The sequence below is a fragment of the Streptomyces sp. NPDC041713 genome (genome assembly GCF_055591085.1).
In genome coordinates this window covers 97,358-114,462 of record NZ_JBVIZY010000007.1, presented here as the reverse complement: position 1 = coordinate 114,462, position 17,105 = coordinate 97,358, and the positions used below count along the sequence as shown (strand labels likewise).

Sequence of the window (17,105 nt, the reverse complement as noted above, 5' to 3'; positions counted from 1 at the left end):
GGGCCAAGGGTACTCACGCCCGGCACGAAGCGTCAGCGCCCGTACGGGCGGGGGCGCGGCCACCCGTACCGCCGGGGCCGCGCCCCAGCAGGTGCAGGGCGAGCCCGGCCCCCGCCACCGCGGCCGCCGCCCAGGGCAGGTCGCGCGGGGCGAGGCCCGCGGCCAGGGCGAGGCCCGCCGCCCCGGAGCCGACCGCGCTGCCCAGGTACAGGGCGGAGTTGTTGAGCGCGAGGGCCACCGTGCCGCGCTCGGCGCGCAGCGCCAGGAGGCGGTGCTGCTGCGGGACCTGGAACGCCCAGCCCGCCGCGCCCCAGACGACGAGCGCGGGGAAGGCGGCCGCGCCGAGCAGCGGCAGGACGCCGATCGCGACGACGAGGGTCGCGACGATGCCCGTCACGAGCGCGACCACCCGGCCCGTACGGTCCACCAGCGGCCCGGCGAGCAGACTGCCCGCCGCGTCGAGCTCACCGAGGCCGGGGCACGGCTGCGCGACGAGCTGACGCCGCTGCTCTCCCGGCTCGACGCCGTGCTGGACGCCGCGGGCGGCGAACCCCCGGTGCACCGGCTCGGGTTCACCTCGCTGCTGCCCGCGGCCCGCGCCGGCCTCGTGCACTCCTTCAAGGCCGCGACCGGCGCGGGCGTGGCGCCCGAACCGGTGGCCCGCCGGCACACCCACCCGGCGGTACGCCGCGTACGCCTGCGGAAGGCCCGCCGGTGACCGTGTCCCTCGCGGTGCCGGCCGGGACGCCCACCCCTTGGCCGAGCGGTACCTGCGCGAGGCCGGTCGACTCGGCGATGAGCAGCTCGGCGATCAGCGGCTCGGCGACCCGCTCGCGGCCGCTCAGTTCAGCGACGCGTCGTCCGGATAGGTGGCGACCATCGCCAGCTCGCTGCGCTGACGCCGCAGCACCGCCCGCCACAGCCGCTCCGGATCCGGCGACGAGACGTCGCCGGGCTCGGACTCCACCACGTACCAGGCGCCGTCCTCCAGCTCGTTCTCCAGCTGGCCGGGTCCCCACCCCGAGTACCCGGCGAAGATCCGCAGGGAGCCGAGCGCGGCGGCGAGCAGCTCCGGCGGGGTCTCCAGGTCGACGAGGCCGATCGCGCCGTGCACCCGGCGGAAGCCCACCGGGTCCGCTCTGCCCACGCGCGCCCGCGCGCCCGGGGGCGCCCCCTCGTCGCCGGGGATCACCGCGACGCCGAGCGCCGAGTCCAGCGAGACGGGCCCGCCCTGGAAGACGACGCCGGGCGCGCCGGCCAGCTCCCCCCAGCCCTCCAGGATGTCGGCGACGTCCACCGGGGTCGGGCGGTTGAGGACCACGCCGAGGGAGCCCTCCTCGTCGTGGTCGAGAAGCAGCACCACCGCGCGGTCGAAGTTCGGGTCCGCCAGGGCCGGTGTGGCCACGAGCAGCCGCCCTGTGAGCGAGGACACCTCGGTCATGGACGACATGATCCCGCATCTTTGCCGTGTGCGGGGAGCCAATGCGCATACCGGAGTGAACGCAGCTCAGGGGCCGAAGGGGCTGGTGGAGCGCGCGCCGCGGGTGGTGACCCGGTGTGTCCGGTTCCGCACGGTTGGTGTTGTGGCGGACTCCTGACGTGCTTTGCGCGTCCGCGGCCTTACGGAAGGGGGGTACTCGGCCATTACGCTTGGCCCTTTGGTCCCCCGTCCATCCAATCGGAACGCGAGATTCATGACCGGCACCGGCACCGAAGACGTACTGCTTGTCCATGGCGGAACCCCGCTGGAGGGCGAGATCCGTGTCCGCGGCGCGAAGAACCTCGTGCCCAAGGCCATGGTCGCCGCGCTGCTCGGCAGCGCCCCGAGCCGGCTGCGCAACGTCCCCGACATCCGGGACGTCCGGGTCGTGCGCGGCCTGCTGCAGCTGCACGGCGTGACGGTCCGCCCCGGCGAGGAGCCGGGCGAGCTCATCATGGACCCGTCGCACGTGGAGAGCGCGAATGTCGCCGACATCGACGCCCACGCGGGCTCGTCGCGCATTCCGATCCTCTTCTGCGGCCCCCTGCTGCACCGCCTCGGCCACGCCTTCATCCCCGGCCTCGGCGGCTGCGACATCGGCGGCCGGCCGATCGACTTCCACTTCGAGGTGCTCCGCCAGTTCGGCGCGACCATCGAGAAGCGCGCCGACGGCCAGTACCTGGAGGCCCCGCAGCGGCTGCGCGGCACCAAGATCCGCCTGCCGTACCCGTCCGTGGGCGCCACCGAGCAGGTGCTGCTCACCGCGGTGCTCGCGGAGGGCGTGACCGAGCTCTCCAACGCCGCGGTCGAGCCGGAGATCGAGGACCTGATCTGCGTCCTGCAGAAAATGGGCGCGATCATCGCCATGGACACCGACCGGACCATCCGGATCACCGGTGTCGACAGCCTCGGCGGCTACACCCACCACGCCCTCTCGGACCGCCTTGAGGCCGCCTCCTGGGCTTCCGCGGCCCTGGCGACCGAAGGCAACATCTACGTCCGCGGCGCCCAGCAGCGCTCGATGATGACGTTCCTGAACACCTACCGGAAGGTGGGCGGTGCCTTCGAGATCGACGACGAGGGCATCCGCTTCTGGCACCCGGGCGGCTCGCTCAACGCGATCGCGCTGGAGACGGACGTGCACCCCGGCTTCCAGACCGACTGGCAGCAGCCGCTCGTGGTGGCCCTGACGCAGGCCGCGGGCCTGTCCATCGTCCACGAGACGGTCTACGAGTCCCGGCTCGGCTTCACCTCCGCGCTCAACCAGATGGGCGCGCACATCCAGCTCTACCGCGAGTGCCTGGGCGGCTCCGACTGCCGCTTCGGCCAGCGCAACTTCCTGCACTCGGCGGTCGTCAGCGGCCCCACGAAGCTGCAGGGCGCCGATCTGGTCATCCCCGACCTGCGCGGCGGCTTCTCGTACCTCATCGCGGCCCTGGCGGCCCAGGGCACGTCCCGCGTCCACGGCATCGACCTGATCAACCGCGGCTACGAGAACTTCATGGACAAGCTCGTGGAACTCGGCGCGAAGGTCGAACTCCCGGGCAAGGCGGCGCTGAGCTGATCGGTTTCAGCCCGGCCGGCGATTGAGGCCATCTGTTCCACGGCATACGAAAGGGGCGGTCACCCACCGGGTGACCGCCCCTTTCAGCTGCTCAGGGTTACTTCCCCTTCGCCGCTTCCTTCAGCTTGGAACCAGCCGAAACCTTGACGCTGTAACCGGCCGGGATGTTGATCGGCTCGCCGGTCTGCGGGTTGCGGGCGGTGCGAGCGGCACGGTGGGTGCGCTCGAAGGTCAGGAAGCCGGGGATGGTGACCTTCTCGTCGCCCTTGGCAACGATCTCGCCGACGGTCTCGGCGAACGCGGCCAGCACGGCGTCGGCGTCCTTGCGGGTCACCTCTGCGCGGTCGGCCAGCGCGGCCACCAGCTCACTGCGGTTCATGTTTGTACTCCCGTGTTCTTTTGCCGTTGAGGCGTGCCACGCGGCGGGGCCGCATGATGGGCACAGCGAAGACGATGCTGCCAGGGTCCTCGGACAGTCCCCGGACCCGGGTCTGACGTCAGACCCTCGCGCCCGATTACGCATCCTGCCCCCACCTGCGGCGGGAAAGCCAATCCGGTGCCCTTGGGGGTCACACGAAAAGCGTCCGCCGCCCCTGAAAATGCCGGGGGCCGGGGGGCTTGCTGCCAAGCCACCCTAGAGGGGCCTCTCGGGCCCGTGTCCGGCGACGCGCCGTGTCGCTAGGCCGTGGCACCCGTCACAGCGGCCCCGGCGGCCTTCGCGGCGCTGCGCACGGCGTCGGCCACGGCGCCCGCGACCTTGTCGTTGAAGACGCTGGGGATGATGTAGTTCCGGTTCAGCTCGTCCTCGGCGACGACGTCCGCGAGGGCGCCCGCGGCGGCCAGCATCATCTCCGTGTTGACCGTACGGGACTGGGCGTCCAGGAGGCCGCGGAAGACGCCGGGGAAGACCAGGACGTTGTTGATCTGGTTCGGGAAGTCCGAGCGTCCGGTGGCCACAACTGCCGCGGTCTGACGGGCGATTGCCGGGTCGACCTCGGGGTCGGGGTTCGCAAGCGCGAACACGATGGCACCCTCGGCCATGGCCGCGACGTCCTCGGCACCCAGCACGTTCGGAGCCGACACGCCGATGAAGACGTCGGCGCCGACGACGGCCTCCTTGAGGGTGCCGGTCAGGCCCTCGGGGTTGGTGTTGTCGGCGATCCAGCGCAGCGGCGAGTCGGCCTCGTGGGAGACCAGGTCCTCGCGGTCGGCGTGCACCACGCCGTGGATGTCGGCCACCACGGCGTTCTTGACGCCGGCGGCGAGCAGCAGCTTCAGGATGGCCGTGCCGGCCGCGCCGGCGCCGGACATGACCACGCGCACGTCGCCGATGTTCTTGGTCACCACGCGCAGGGCGTTGGTGAGCGCGGCGAGGACCACGATGGCCGTGCCGTGCTGGTCGTCGTGGAAGACGGGGATGTCGAGGGCCTCGCGGAGGCGGGCCTCGATCTCGAAGCAGCGGGGCGCGGAGATGTCCTCCAGGTTGATGCCCGCGAAGCCGGGGGCGATCGCCTTGACGATCTCGACGATGGCGTCGGTGTCCTGGGTGTCCAGGCAGAGCGGCCAGGCGTCGATGCCGGCGAACCGCTTGAAGAGGGCCGCCTTGCCCTCCATGACCGGCAGCGCGGCCTTCGGGCCGATGTTGCCGAGGCCGAGGACGGCCGAGCCGTCCGTTACGACCGCAACGGAGTTGCGCTTGATGGTCAGGCGGCGGGCGTCCTCGGGGTTCTCCGCGATGGCCATGCAGACCCGGGCCACGCCCGGGGTGTAGATCATGGAGAGGTCGTCACGGTTCCTGATGGGGTGCTTGGACTGCATCTCGATCTTGCCGCCGAGGTGCATCAGGAACGTACGGTCGGAGACCTTGCCGAGGGTGACGCCCTCGATGGTGCGCAGCTGCTCGACGATCTCGTCGGCGTGCGTGGTGGAGGACGCCGCGATCGTCACGTCGATCCGCAGCATCTCGTGGCCGGAGGCCGTGACGTCGAGGCCGGTGACCGAGCCCCCGGAAGACTCGACGGCCGTGGTGAGCTGGGAGACCGCGGTTCCGCTCGCGGGCACCTCCAGTCGGACCGTCATCGAGTAGGAGACGCTGGGCGCCGTTGCCATGGCCGACTTCCTCTGCTTTCACCTTGTAGCTCTTGCCGTCCGATGGTCGCACCTACCGATGAGTACGTGGTAGCCGCCCCGGATTGAGAACGTTTTGTTCATCGGCTGCAGCGCTTAGTTTTCGGAAACTGGTTTCCACCATACGAGAAGTTGCCGCAAACAGAAAGAGGCCCACGTCACTTGGTGACGTGGGCCTCTCCCGACGTAATGACACCGACCCGCCATGCTCGCCTCGCGGCAAGTGGTCGCTCGTAGCGACGATGGTTGGGCCCGGGGGCTTGGATCGGGCCGGTGCCACATCCAAGGTAACAAACGATCCCCGTAAGGCAATTCCCGTCCCGCGAAGCCGTACGAACCGAGTACGCACAACCGTACGAACCGATGGCCCGGGCAGCCGCCGCGCTCAGTCCCGCAGCAGGTCCGCGACCCCGTCCTCGTCCGGGTCGTCGCGCTCCCCCGCGAGGACCGTGAGCTGCTGCGTCGCGCGTGTCAGCGCCACGTACAGGACGCGCAGGCCGGCCGGGGACTCGTCGGCGATCTCCGCGGGCGAGACGACGAGCGTCGCGTCGTACTCCAGGCCCTTGGCCTCCAGGCTGCCGAGCGCCACCACGCGCTCGCCGAGGTCCGCGAGCCAGCGCGCGGCCTGTTCGCGCCGGTTCATGGCCACCACGACGCCGACCGTGCCGTCCACGCGCTCCAGGAGGCGCGCCGCCTCCTCCCGCACGGACGCGGCGAGGTCCCCGTCCCGTACGACACAGAAGCGGGGCCGGACGCCGGTGGAGCGGACCGCCGAGGGGGATTCGGCGCCCGGCATCGCCAGGGCGAGCACCTTGGCGGCGAGCTCGGCGATCTCGGCGGGGTTGCGGTAGTTGACGGTGAGCGTGAAGCGGCGGCGCGGGCGGGTGCCCAGGGCCTCGTCGCGGGCCTCGCCCGCCTCGTCCGGGTCGGACCAGGACGACTGGGCCGGGTCGCCGACGACCGTCCAGGTGGCGTGCCGGCCGCGGCGGCCCACCATGCGCCACTGCATGGGGGTGAGGTCCTGTGCCTCGTCGACGATGACGTGGGCGTACTCGGTGCGCTCCGCGGCGAGGCGCTCGGCCCGCTCGCGCTGGGTCTCCTCGCGCTGCGGCATCAGCTCCTCCAGGCCGGTGAGCTGGTCGAGGGGGTCCAGCTCGCACTTCTTCCTGGGGCGGTGCGGGGTGCCGAGGATCGCCTGCAGCTCGTCCAGGAGCGCCACGTCGTGCACGGACAGGGCGTCCCGCCGCAGGGAGCGGGCGACCTTGCGGACCTCGCCGGGGTTGAGGACGCGGCGGGCCCAGCGGCCGAGGCGCCGCTCGTCGCCCATCGCGGCGAGTACGCCGCGCGGGGTGAGCTCCGGCCACCAGGCGTCCAGGAAGCGCAGGAAGTCGTCCTCGGAGGAGACGTCGTCGTCGAAGGAGGAGCGGAGTTCGGCGGCGAGCTCGGGGTCCGTGTGACGGCCCGCCGCGCCCGACTGGGACCACAGGGCGTCCAGGAGGAGCTTGCGGGCGCGCGGGCGCAGCAGGTTGACGGGGGCGGTGCCGCCCAGCGCGTTGCGGCGGATGCGGTTCAGCTGCCCGGCGTCGAGTTCCAGGCGCCGCCCGAAGGCGACGACCCGCAGGCGGGTGGTGACGGTCTCGGCGCGCTCGTCGGCCGGCTCGTCCGCGTCCGCCTCCTCGTCCTCGCCGAAGGCCAGCTGCCCCTGCGCCGCCGGCTGCTCGGGCCGTCCGGGCCGCCCGGGTCCGGCCGGCGTCTCCAGCGCGCCGCGCGCCGCCTTCCGCAGCACCTTCAGCATCCGGGACGAGCCCTTGACGCGGGCCACCGCCGGGGAGTCGTAGACCGTGGCCTCGACCCCGTCGACCAGCGAGCCGACCGCGCGGATCGCGACCTGGCCCTCCTCGCCGAGGGACGGAAGCACGCCCTCCGTGTAGGCGACCAGGAGCGGGGTGGGCGAGACGATGAGGATGCCGCCCGCGTACCGGCGGCGGTCCTGGTAGAGCAGGTACGCGGCGCGGTGCAGCGCCACCGCCGTCTTGCCGGTGCCGGGGCCACCCTCCACGTACGTCACCGAGGCTGCGGGCGCGCGGATCACCATGTCCTGCTCGGCCTGGATGGACGCCACGATGTCCCGCATCGAGTGGCTGCGGGCCTGGCCGAGCGCGGCCATCAGGGCGCCGTCGCCGATCACCGGGAGCTCCTCGCCGTCCAGGCGCGCGGTGAGCTCCGGGCGCATCAGGTCGTCCTCGACGCCGAGGACCTGACGGCCCTTGGAGCGGATGACGCGGCGGCGCACGACACGGCCCGGGTCGACCGGCGTGGAGCGGTAGAACGGCGCGGCGGCGGGCGCGCGCCAGTCGATGACCAGCGGGGAGTAGTCCGCGTCGAGGACGCCGATGCGGCCGATGTGCAGCGTCTCGGCGATGTCGGCGTACTTGCCGCTCTCGTCCTCGCGGACCGCGCCCTCGGCCGGTTCGACCGCCGTGTACGCGCCGTCGGGACCCTTCTTGCCGTCCTTGCCCGGGAGCAGGTCGATGCGGCCGAAGAGGAAGTCCTCGAACTCGTTGTTGAGCCGGTTCAGATGGACACCGGCCCGGAAGACCTGCGCGTCGCGCTCGGCGAGCGCGCCCGGCGTACCGACCTGGGAGCGCTGGGCGGCGTCGTTCATCAGGAACTCGGCCTCGTGGATCTTCTCCTCGAGGCGCCGGTAGACCTGGTCGAGATGGTCCTGCTCGACGCTGATCTCGCGGTCGCGTGTGCCTGACGGCATTACTGCGTTGACGTCGGCCACCGAGGCCCCTTTCACACCGTGCTGCTGCCCGTAGTGAGCAGCCGTCCACCTTAGGCGAAAGGGGCCCGTCCTGTGCACTCGTCGGCCTACACGTCGACCTCGACCAGGCGCTTCCCCTCGAAGGTGGTCACCTCGAAGTGGTCGATGTCGTTGCGGTCCATGGCCGCGCCCCCGTGCACGTACAGCGGGCCGCGCGCCCACTTGTTCGGGCTGTCCTTGATGCCGTACCCCCACTCGGGCACCGACCAGCTGGTGACCGTCTCCTTCTCGCCGTCCTTGCCGACCGCGACCAGCGAGCACTTGAGCGGGCCCTTGACGTTCTTCAGCTCCAGGACGGCGTGCGTGCCCCAGGCCTTCTTCTCGGTGCCGACGGTGGCGCTGACCTTGGTCGCCGGGTCGGTGGCGCGCGCCTTCTCGTCCATGTGGTGGAAGAAGGCGTCCTCGGCGGGGCTGGTGGGGTGCGGGTCGGCCAGCGCGTCCTTGCCGCCGCCGCCGTCGCCGGCCAGCGCGAGGACGGTGAGCGGGCCGCCGACGATCAGGACGGCCGCCGCGGCGACCAGGTACAGGCCGCGCCTGCGGGTGCGGTCCCGCTTGGCGGCGACCTCACCGGCGAGGCGTTCGGCGAGGCGGGGGCTCGGCCGGATGCCGAGCGGCTCGGCGGGCGCCGGTACGCCGGGCGGGCCCGCCGCGAGCGCCGCCAGCATCGGTTCCATGCCGGAGAACTCCTCCAGCCGGTGCCGGCAGACGCCGCACCCGGCGAGGTGCTCCTCGAACCGGACGGCGTCCGCCTGGTCCAGGATGCCGAGGGCGTAGGCGCCGACGGTCTCGTGGAGCTCGTCGTCCCGGCGCGCGTCGTGGTAGCCGTCATGGTGGCCGTGATGACCGTCGTGGTGGCCGTCTTGGTGGCCGTGATGCCCGTCGTAGGGGCCGTGGTGGCCGTCGTCGTGGCCGTAGGGCCCGCTCATGTCGTCACCCCCCGCTCCTCCAGCGCCAGCTTCATCGAGCGAAGGGCGTAGAACACCCGTGAACGCACCGTCCCACTGGGTATCCCCAGCGTCTGTGCCGCCTCATTGACCGTACGCCCTTTGAAGTAGGTCTCGACAAGTACCTCCCGATGTGCGGGAGTCAGGTCCTCGAGCGCGTCCGAGAGAGTCATCAGCCACAACGCCCTGTCGATCTCGTCCTCCGCGGGGATGACCTCCAGCGGCGACGGATCGACCTCTTGCGGCCGGGCCTGCCGGCTGCGGTGGCCGTCGATGACGATGCGCCGGGCGACCGTCACCAGCCAGGGGCGTACCGAACCGGTCGCTCGGTTGAGCTGACCGGCGTTCTTCCAGGCACGGATGAGCGTCTCCTGCACGACGTCCTCGGCGCGCTGCCGGTCGCCCGCGACCAGCCGGAGCACATAGGCGAGCAGGGGTCCCGCGTGTTCGCGGTAGAGCGCACGCATCAGCTCCTCGTCCGGGCCCGGGGGTCGGCCGAGACGATGTCGGTGCGGCTGCGGGCGCTCATCGGCCACGGCGGAATCCTTGCGCACGCGTACCTCCGGTGTCCGCGCTTTCGCGGGGTCGGGCGGGTTTCACGTGGGAGGTACGGACGCGGGGGCGCGGGTGTTCAACGCGGGGTGCGGGTTCTTCACGTCGCGGGCGGGCGAGGGGGTGTCACGGGCGGGCGAGGGCGCCATGGGTGGGCGAGGGCGTCACGGGCGGGCGAGGGGGAGCGTCAAGGGCGGGCGAGGGCGGCTCGGCGCCGGTGCCGGGCCACCCGTTCCCGGTTGCCGCACACCTCGCTGGAGCACCAGCGGCGGCGGCGCCCGCGGGAGGTGTCGAGGTAGACGATGGGGCAGTTGTCGCCCTCGCACTGGCGCAGCAGGGCGCGGGCGACCGGGTCGGTGAGCAGCTCGACGGCGTCCCGGGCGACGGCGGCGACGAGTCCCGCGCAGCCGGGGTCGCCGCGCAGGACGCGGACCAGGGTGCCGTCGGGGGCGCGGACGGCACACGGGGCCGGGGGCGCCGCGGCGGCCAGGACGTTGACGCGGTCGAGCGCGGCGGCGGCGACGGCGGGCCGCGCCTCGATCTCGCCGCGCACCAACTGGGCGGTGTGCCCGCGCAGTTCACGGAAGGCGGCGAGCCACTGCGGGCCCATGCCGGGCAGCGGGGCGCCCGCGGGGACGAGGCCGGCGCCCGCGAGCCAGGCACGCAGTCTCGCCACGGACGTGAGCCGTTCCACGGGGTGGTTCGTCGCCACGAGGTCCAGGCAGCTCCGCCCGGAGTCGAATCGCAGCTCGTACGGGGCCGGGGCCGTGCCCAACGCCATGCGCCTGTCACCGCCTTGGGGGTCACCGGTGGGTGAATGCCGTCGCGTACCCCTACAGTGCCCGTCCCCGGGCGGGTCCGGAACCCGCCGTACCAGGTTGCGCCGAGATCGCCGGGATCCGAAGAGGGGCGGGCCCCCACCCCGATCCCCCACTTCGATCCCTGCTTCGATCCCTACTTCGATCCTTCCGCCGGGTCGATCGCGAGCCGGTAGCCGCGCTTGACGACCGTCTGGATCAGCTTCGGCGCCCCCAGCGCCGTGCGCAGCCGCGCCATCGCGGACTCCACCGCGTGCTCGTCGGTCCCCGCGCCCGGCAGCGCGCGCAGCAGCTCCGCGCGGGCGACCACCCACCCCGGGCGGCGGGCGAGCGCCGTCAGCAGGGCCATGCCCGCGGGCGGCACGGCCCGCAGCTCCGCGTCGACGAGGACCGCCTGCCCGCGGATCTCCACGCGCCGCCCGGCGACCCGCAACACCCGTGCGCGGCCCGGGAGTTCACGGCAGAGCAGCTGTACGAGCGGGCCGAGCCGGAAGCGTTCGGGCTGCACCGTGTCCACCCCGAGCGACTGCAGCGGCAGCGCGGTGACGGACCCCACGCACGCGGCCAGCACGTCGTGGCGCAGGGCGGCGAGGAGCTCGGCCGTCATGCCCCGCTCCTCGGCGCGGGCGAGCAGCGACGCCGCGGCCGGAGCGCTGGTGAAGGTCAGCGCGTCGACGCCCCGCCCGACGGCCGCGTCGAGCAGCCGGTCCACCGGCGTGATGTCCTCCGGCGGCAGCCACCGGTAGACCGGTACGAGGACGACCTCCGCGCCCCCGGCCCGCAGCGCCTCGACGAAGCCGGGCAGCGGCTCCCCGTGCAGCTGCAGGGCGACGCGCCGGCCGGCGACGCCCTCGCCGAGCAGCCGGTCGAGCACCTCCGCCATCGACTCGGACGAGGGCGACCAGTCCTCGGTGAGCCCCGCCGCCCGCACGGCGCCCTTCACCTTCGGCCCGCGGGCGAGCAGTTCGACCCCGCGCAGACAGCGGATCAGCGCCTCCCCGTACCCCCAGCCGTCCGCGGCCTCGACCCAGCCGCGGAACCCGATGGCGGTGGTCGCGACCACGATGTCCGGGGCGCGTTCGATCAACTCCTTCGTGGCGGCGAGGAGTTCACTGTCGTCGGCGAGCTGCACGATGCGCAGCGCGGGCGCGTGCAGCACGGTGGCGCCGCGCCGCTTGAGCAGCGTGCCGAGCTCGTCGGCGCGGCGGGCGGCGGTCACGCCGACGGTGAATCCGGCGAGGGGAGGGGCGGCGTCGGATCCGGCGAGGGCAGGTGCGTCGTCGGCCGGGGTGTTCGCTGAGGTGTCGTGCATCGATGTCCCGTCTCGTCCCGCTCGTCCCGCTCGTGGATCTCGTAGCTCTCGTGGCTCTCGTGGCTCTCGTGGCTCTCGTGGCTCTCGCGCCGAGCCTGTCAACGGCGCGTGACGGCCCCGGTTCGCTCCGATGTCCACCGTGTTACGTCACGTCTCGACTGTGTCATGTCACACCTCGACGTAGCTGAGCTGCGGCTTCTTCTCCGCGCCGGTGGCTCCGACCGTACGGGCGGCCGCTCCCCGAAGGTATACGGCCCAGGTGACGAGTGAGCACACCCCGTAGAAGACGAGGAAGGCGACGTACGCACCCGTCCCGGAGCCCACCGCCTGGAAGGACTGCCGCAGCGCGAGGTTGATGCCGAGCCCGCCGAGCCCGCCGACCGCTCCGATCAGCCCCATCGCCGCCCCGGAGAGCCGCCGCCCCTGCGCCGCTGCCGCCTCCCCCACGAGCCCCCGGGACTCGGCCTTCGCCTGGAAGATGCCGGGGATCATCTTGTACGTCGAGCCGTTGCCGAGCCCGGTGAGCACGAACAGGACGACGAACGCGCCGACGAACAGCGCGAGCGACCCGCGCACGGAGGCGACGACGACCACGCCGGTGGCGGCGGCCATCCCGAGGAAGTTCCCGAGCGTGATGCGCGCCCCGCCGAACCGGTCGGCGAGCCACCCGCCGACGGGCCGGACCAGCGAGCCGAGCAGCGGCCCGAGGAAGGTGAGCTGCGCGGCCTCCAGTGGCGTGCGCCCGAACTGCGTCTGCAGGACGAGGCCGAAGGCGAACCCGTACCCGATGAACGACCCGAACGTCCCCACGTACAGGAACGACATGATCCAGGTGTGCGGGTCCCGGACGGCGGCCCGCACCGCGCCCGTGTCGTTGCGGACCGACGCGATGCTGTCCATGAAGAGGAAGGCGCAGACGGCGGAGACGAGGACGAACGGGATGTAGATCCCGAGCACGACGCGCGGCCCGCCGCCCGCCCCGATGACGGCGAGCCCGACGAGCTGCACGACGGGCACGCCGATGTTGCCGCCCCCGGCGTTGAGCCCGAGCGCCCACCCCTTCTTCCGCAGCGGGAAGAAGGAGTTGATGTTGGTCATGCTGGAGGCGAAGTTCCCGCCGCCGACGCCGGTGAGCAGGGCGCACAGCATGAACGTCCGGTACGAGGTCCCCGGCTCCATGACGACGAAGGCGGCGACGGTCGGCAGGAGCAGCAGGGAGGCGGCGATGACGGTCCAGTTGCGCCCGCCGAAGCGCGCGACGGCGAAGGTGTACGGGACGCGGACGACGGCCCCGACGAGCGTGGCCATCGACACGAGGAAGAACTTCCCGGCCGCGTCGATCCCGTACTCGGGCCCCATGAACAGGACCATCACCGACCACAGGCTCCACACGGAGAACCCGACGTGTTCGGAGAGCACGGAGAACGCCAGATTCCGCCGCGCGACCCGCTCCCCGCCCTCCTCCTTCCAGAACGTCTCGTCCTCCGGATCCCACCGCTCGATCCACATCCCGCGCCTCCACCCTCTCGACGACCCTCGGCCAAGCCCGAAGGAACCCGAAGATAGGGAGACCGCATTTCAACACCGTGCCCCCGGGTGACCACGGGGGAACGTTGCTCTCACGGGGGTGGGGGTGGGGTGGTGAGGGGCGTTGCCCTGAGGGGGCGGGCGGTGACGTCGACGCCTGCTGAGCAGGACGGGGAGCGGGGGGACTACGCCGCGACGGCCCGTACCCCGGCGCTGGAGAGGGCCTCGCCGATCTGCCGCGCCTCCGCCGAACGGAGTTCGATCGACTCACCCGAGTGGAGAAGGAGATCCGTCGTCGGGTCCAGCCAGCTCACCGTGTGGGCGATGTACGCCACGCCCACCAGGTCCGTGAGGGGAATGTCGAGCGAGCTCCCGTCCTCACCACGGAGGTGGAGGGCCCCCGCTCCGATCGCCAGTACGCCGGCCCGCGGCGGAGCACAGTCCCAGGCGGCGGGCCCCACGGGCGCGTCCTCACCCGTGGGCTCGCTTGCGGGCTCACCCAACCCGTACCGGACGGGGTGCACGACCGCCCCGGGGGGACACGAAGCGCTCAAGGGGGCGGCAATACGGGCGAGGTGGGCCCGCTCCCTGCGCCGCTTGAGCGCGACCATCGGGAGGCCGATCAACAACACGATCAGGGCGATCAGTCCCACCGACACAAGACCGAGCACGTTCTCGGGCCGGGCCACCACGAAGACCGCCACGACGATGGCGACGGGCGCGCACAGTGCGCTGCAGACCAGAACGGGGTGGGCCCCGCCCTGCCGGATCTCCACCCCGCCGGACATCCGGTTCCGGTGCTGATGCCGTCGGCGTGCGCGCCCTCGCAGCACGTTCTCCCTCGCCGCCCAGCTGTATCGGTCGGCATACTTTCGCACCGTCGACCAGGCGAAGGCGGCCCCCACCGCCGTTCCCGGCAACATCACCAGCCCGTCCGCGTCGGACACGTCAGCCAACAACACGGCGGCCAGGATGAACGCCACCACCAGAAGGGCCACCGCGTTGAAGAACCGGGAGTGGGGGAAGCCCTGCGATCCGTAGCCCGGCGGAATCTCGGAACCGTGCCCTCTGTCCACGGCGGCCCACTCCCTCAACAGGTGCCGACGTCGCCCGCCCCGGGCCCGCAACGAACGCAGGACCAGCAGCGCCGGCGACGCGACGAGCACCAGCAGCACGCAGCCTGCGACCGACACGGCGACGTCATCCCCGCCGTTCGACGCCGCATCGGTCAACAGGACCGGCACGAGAAAGGCGACGAGGGTCACCAGCACCGCACACAGAACGAAGGCCAGTCCACGGCTGCGTGAAAGATCCTCACGCATCAGCACCCTGAGCGCTTCCGACTGCGCCCGCTGGAGGCTCGCCCGGTCCGGCCAGGCGTGGGCCGGACCGGGAGCCGTAGGAAGCGGTACGGCTCGAAGCATCCGTGATGACGTGCTGGGTGGCGAAGAGGACCCGCACGCCCTCATGGCGTGCACTTCTTGGACGCGGTGGTCGACGTGACGGAGTCCGTCTGCCAGATGCCCTCGGCGTTCTCCGTCACGCGGGTGTTGAAGAAGGTGTAGTCATTCGCGGACGGCTTGATGGACCTGTCCACGGCCCCGGTCTTCAGGTCCTTGGGGTACGTCTTCTTCCCGTCCTGGCAATACGTCACCGCCGCCACGCCATCCTTGAGGAAGGTGACCTGCCGGTTGTAGTACCGCGTGGTCCCGATGAACGACTTCTTGTTCTCCTGGAACCCCTGGACATACTCGGCCGACGACAACAGCCCGTCACCCGCCGCGTAGAACTTCAGCGCCGGATGATCCTTGGCCTTGACGGTCACGGCCTCGATGAGCGAGTCGACCCACCGCTCGTTGTCCGCGAGCACCGCGTCCTTCTTCGGGTCACCGGTCTTGCCGCCCTCGAAAACGTTGTGCACGTCCTTGGGCAGCCTGATCTCCGGCCGCTTCACCCCGTCACCCGGCGCCTTCGGCGACGGCGACGCACCCTTCTCCGTACCCGAATCCGCTCCGGCGATCTTGTCGCTGTCCTTGGACCCGGCGTCGTCGTCACTCCCCCCGCAGGACGAGAGCGAGACGACCGCCGCGGCGGTCACGGCGGCCGCGGCGAGCAGGGTGGGGCGGCGATTCACGGTCAGCTCCTGGAGTGTGCGTGGAGGGGGAAGGGTTCTCTGGAGTGAACCAAGCTATCCGCGCGGGTGAGAAGCGCTCAGCCCAGGTGGGTGTCGCCCAGGGAGATCAGGAGGTGGCGGAGGGCCGTGTCGAGGGATTCTCGGGTCTCGGGGGGCAGGGCCGCCAGCATGGACTCCTCGTTCGCCACGTGGTCCACCACCGCGCGGTCGACCAGGTCCTTGCCCTCGTCGGTCAGGCGGACGCGGATGGCGCGGCGGTCGGTGGGGTCGGGGCGGCGTTCGATGTAGCCCTTGCGCTCCAGTTTGTCGAGGCGGTTGGTGATGGCGCCGGACGTCACCATGGCGGTCTTGAGCAGGCCGCCCGCGGTCAGTTCGTGCGGGGCGCCGACGCGGCGCAGCGTGGCGAGGACGTCGAACTCCGCGAACTCCAGGCCGTATTCGACGAAGACCCGCTTCATGCCCTTGCTCAGCAGGTGGTCGGCGCGCTTGATGCGGCCCACCAGGGCCATCGCGTCCAGGTGCGCGAGGTTCAGGTCGGGGCGCTCGCGGCGCCACTGGCCGCGGAGTTCGTCGATGGCGTCCGCGGCGGGCGGCCGACCCTCGGCGTGGCCTCCGGTCGGCTCGTCTGCGGCCTCCAAGGCGGCCATGGCGTCCCTCCTCCTGCGTCGGAACCGAATCTCTCAACGTTCAGATACTTGACGTTCGGAGATCCTGGGCTCATATTTATCTCAACGTTGAGAATAACAGCGTTCAGGGGAACGACGAGGGGATCGCAACGTCATGTCCGTCCACAGCATCAGCACCCGCACCGGTACGAGCGAGAGCGGCACCCCGCACCTCGCCGAGCAGACCCGAACCACCTCGGCGCCCCGCCCGCCGCAGGCCCCCCGCACCTCCGCCAAGGCCGCCGCCGCCATCGCCGCGATCGCCGCCATCGGTCCGGCCACCTGGGGCACCACCTACGTCACGACCACCGAACTCCTGCCCCCGGACCGCCCGTTGCTCGCCGCCGCCCTGCGCGCGCTGCCCGCCGGCCTCATCCTGCTCGCGCTCACCCGGCGCCTGCCCCGCGGCGACTGGTGGTGGAAGGCCGCGGTGCTCGGCATCCTCAACTTCGGCGCCTTCTTCCCCCTCCTCTTCTTCGGCGCCTACCGGCTGCCCGGCGGCGTCGCCTCCACGATCAGCGCGGTGATGCCGCTGCTGGTGGCCGGCTTCGGGATCGGCGTCCTGAAGGTGCGGCCCACCCGTCGCACCCTCGGCGCGGGACTCGTCGGGGTCGTCGGCGTCGCCCTCCTCGTCCTGCGCGGCAGCGCCTCCGTCGACCTCGCGGGCATCGCGGCCATGCTGACGGCCACGACCCTCATGGCACTGGCCGTCGTACTGAGCAAGCGGTGGGGCCGGCCCGAGGGCGCCTCCCTGCTCGCCTTCACGGGATGGCAACTGACCGCGGGCGGGCTGATCCTGGCCCCGATCGCGCTCACCGCCGAAGGCCTCCCGGACCACTTCACCGGCGCCAACATCGCCGGGTACGCCTACCTCGGCATCATCGGCACGGCCCTCGCGTACGCCCTGTGGTTCCGCGGCATCGAGCGCCTGCCCGCCTCCTCCGTGTCCTTCCTCGGCCTGACCAACCCGGTCGTCGCCACGCTGGCCGGACTCCTCCTCCTGGGCCAGACGCTCACCGTCTGGCAGGTCGGCGGCCTGGTCCTCGTCCTGGCGAGCGTGGTCCTGGGGCAGGGGCGGCGCGGGGCGGGGCGGCGGGCGTAGCGCCTGGCGCGCAGCTGTCGTGCCCAGCTCGTAGCGCCTACGGCACGCGTAGC

At 72.1% G+C, this 17,105-nt stretch carries 16 protein-coding genes; 3 read left to right on the top strand and 13 right to left on the bottom strand.

Annotation, left to right across the window (positions count from 1 at the left end; all coding sequences use genetic code 11):
• Positions 1-13: 13 nt before the first annotated feature.
• Entirely contained in the window at positions 14-562 is a 549-nt protein-coding gene (locus tag ACZ6CV_RS22600) for a hypothetical protein (protein ID WP_469252542.1), read from the bottom strand.
• On the opposite strand from ACZ6CV_RS22600, the gene ACZ6CV_RS22595 reads away from it, so the two are divergent.
• Positions 557-718 (top strand): hypothetical protein, encoded by a 162-nt coding sequence (locus ACZ6CV_RS22595; RefSeq protein ID WP_469252541.1) that lies wholly within the window; start codon positions 557-559, stop codon positions 716-718. The two genes, ACZ6CV_RS22600 and ACZ6CV_RS22595, sit on opposite strands and share 6 nt — an antisense overlap.
• A gap of 123 nt (positions 719-841) precedes the next feature.
• Here ACZ6CV_RS22595 and ACZ6CV_RS22590 read toward each other — a convergent pair whose 3' ends face one another.
• Positions 842-1,441 carry a YqgE/AlgH family protein gene (locus tag ACZ6CV_RS22590; RefSeq protein WP_469252742.1) on the bottom strand — a complete coding sequence of 200 codons (600 nt, stop codon included), beginning with the start codon at positions 1,439-1,441 and terminating at the stop codon, positions 842-844.
• Between the two features lie 253 nt (positions 1,442-1,694).
• On the opposite strand from ACZ6CV_RS22590, the gene murA reads away from it, so the two are divergent.
• Positions 1,695-3,044 carry a UDP-N-acetylglucosamine 1-carboxyvinyltransferase gene (gene murA / locus ACZ6CV_RS22585; RefSeq protein ID WP_355816824.1) on the top strand — a complete coding sequence of 450 codons (1,350 nt, stop codon included), beginning with the start codon at positions 1,695-1,697 and terminating at the stop codon, positions 3,042-3,044.
• 97 nt (positions 3,045-3,141) lie between these two features.
• Here the strand turns inward: murA and ACZ6CV_RS22580 are convergent, their stop codons facing one another.
• The 11 genes from ACZ6CV_RS22580 to ACZ6CV_RS22530 all read right to left on the bottom strand — a co-directional run bounded on the left by ACZ6CV_RS22580 (position 3,142) and on the right by ACZ6CV_RS22530 (position 15,932).
• The gene (locus ACZ6CV_RS22580) at positions 3,142-3,423 is read right to left on the bottom strand and encodes an HU family DNA-binding protein (RefSeq protein WP_016645140.1); all 282 of its coding nucleotides are present in this window, start codon (positions 3,421-3,423) and stop codon (positions 3,142-3,144) included.
• A 299-nt stretch (positions 3,424-3,722) separates the two neighbouring features.
• A complete protein-coding gene (locus ACZ6CV_RS22575) occupies positions 3,723-5,153 on the bottom strand; it encodes an NAD-dependent malic enzyme (RefSeq protein WP_469252540.1) in 1,431 nt (476 codons plus the stop codon).
• A gap of 403 nt (positions 5,154-5,556) precedes the next feature.
• A complete protein-coding gene (locus ACZ6CV_RS22570) occupies positions 5,557-7,938 on the bottom strand; it encodes a HelD family protein (protein WP_469252741.1) in 2,382 nt (793 codons plus the stop codon).
• A 107-nt stretch (positions 7,939-8,045) separates the two neighbouring features.
• Positions 8,046-8,924 (bottom strand): anti-sigma factor family protein, encoded by an 879-nt coding sequence (locus ACZ6CV_RS22565; RefSeq protein WP_469252539.1) that lies wholly within the window; start codon positions 8,922-8,924, stop codon positions 8,046-8,048.
• Positions 8,921-9,496 (bottom strand): sigma-70 family RNA polymerase sigma factor, encoded by a 576-nt coding sequence (locus ACZ6CV_RS22560; RefSeq protein WP_355816815.1) that lies wholly within the window; start codon positions 9,494-9,496, stop codon positions 8,921-8,923. Before ACZ6CV_RS22560 ends, ACZ6CV_RS22565 begins: the two co-directional genes overlap by 4 nt.
• Positions 9,497-9,681: 185 nt before the next feature.
• Positions 9,682-10,275 carry a CGNR zinc finger domain-containing protein gene (locus ACZ6CV_RS22555; RefSeq protein ID WP_469252538.1) on the bottom strand — a complete coding sequence of 198 codons (594 nt, stop codon included), beginning with the start codon at positions 10,273-10,275 and terminating at the stop codon, positions 9,682-9,684.
• Positions 10,276-10,448: 173 nt separating this feature from the next.
• On the bottom strand, positions 10,449-11,624 hold the full coding sequence (locus tag ACZ6CV_RS22550) for a uroporphyrinogen-III synthase (protein WP_469252537.1): 1,176 nt from the start codon (positions 11,622-11,624) through the stop codon (positions 10,449-10,451).
• Positions 11,625-11,792: 168 nt separating this feature from the next.
• Complete coding sequence (locus tag ACZ6CV_RS22545; RefSeq protein WP_469252536.1) at positions 11,793-13,133, bottom strand: nitrate/nitrite transporter; 1,341 nt, start codon at positions 13,131-13,133, stop codon at positions 11,793-11,795.
• A 203-nt stretch (positions 13,134-13,336) separates the two neighbouring features.
• Entirely contained in the window at positions 13,337-14,479 is a 1,143-nt protein-coding gene (locus tag ACZ6CV_RS22540) for a hypothetical protein (protein ID WP_469252535.1), read from the bottom strand.
• A 137-nt stretch (positions 14,480-14,616) separates the two neighbouring features.
• The gene (locus ACZ6CV_RS22535) at positions 14,617-15,285 is read right to left on the bottom strand and encodes a hypothetical protein (RefSeq protein ID WP_469252534.1); all 669 of its coding nucleotides are present in this window, start codon (positions 15,283-15,285) and stop codon (positions 14,617-14,619) included.
• 77 nt (positions 15,286-15,362) lie between these two features.
• Entirely contained in the window at positions 15,363-15,932 is a 570-nt protein-coding gene (locus ACZ6CV_RS22530) for a MarR family winged helix-turn-helix transcriptional regulator (RefSeq protein ID WP_469252533.1), read from the bottom strand.
• A 133-nt stretch (positions 15,933-16,065) separates the two neighbouring features.
• Here ACZ6CV_RS22530 and ACZ6CV_RS22525 point away from each other — a divergent pair, with 133 nt between their 5' ends.
• The gene (locus ACZ6CV_RS22525) at positions 16,066-17,052 is read left to right on the top strand and encodes an EamA family transporter (protein ID WP_469252532.1); all 987 of its coding nucleotides are present in this window, start codon (positions 16,066-16,068) and stop codon (positions 17,050-17,052) included.
• Positions 17,053-17,105 lie beyond the last annotated feature (53 nt).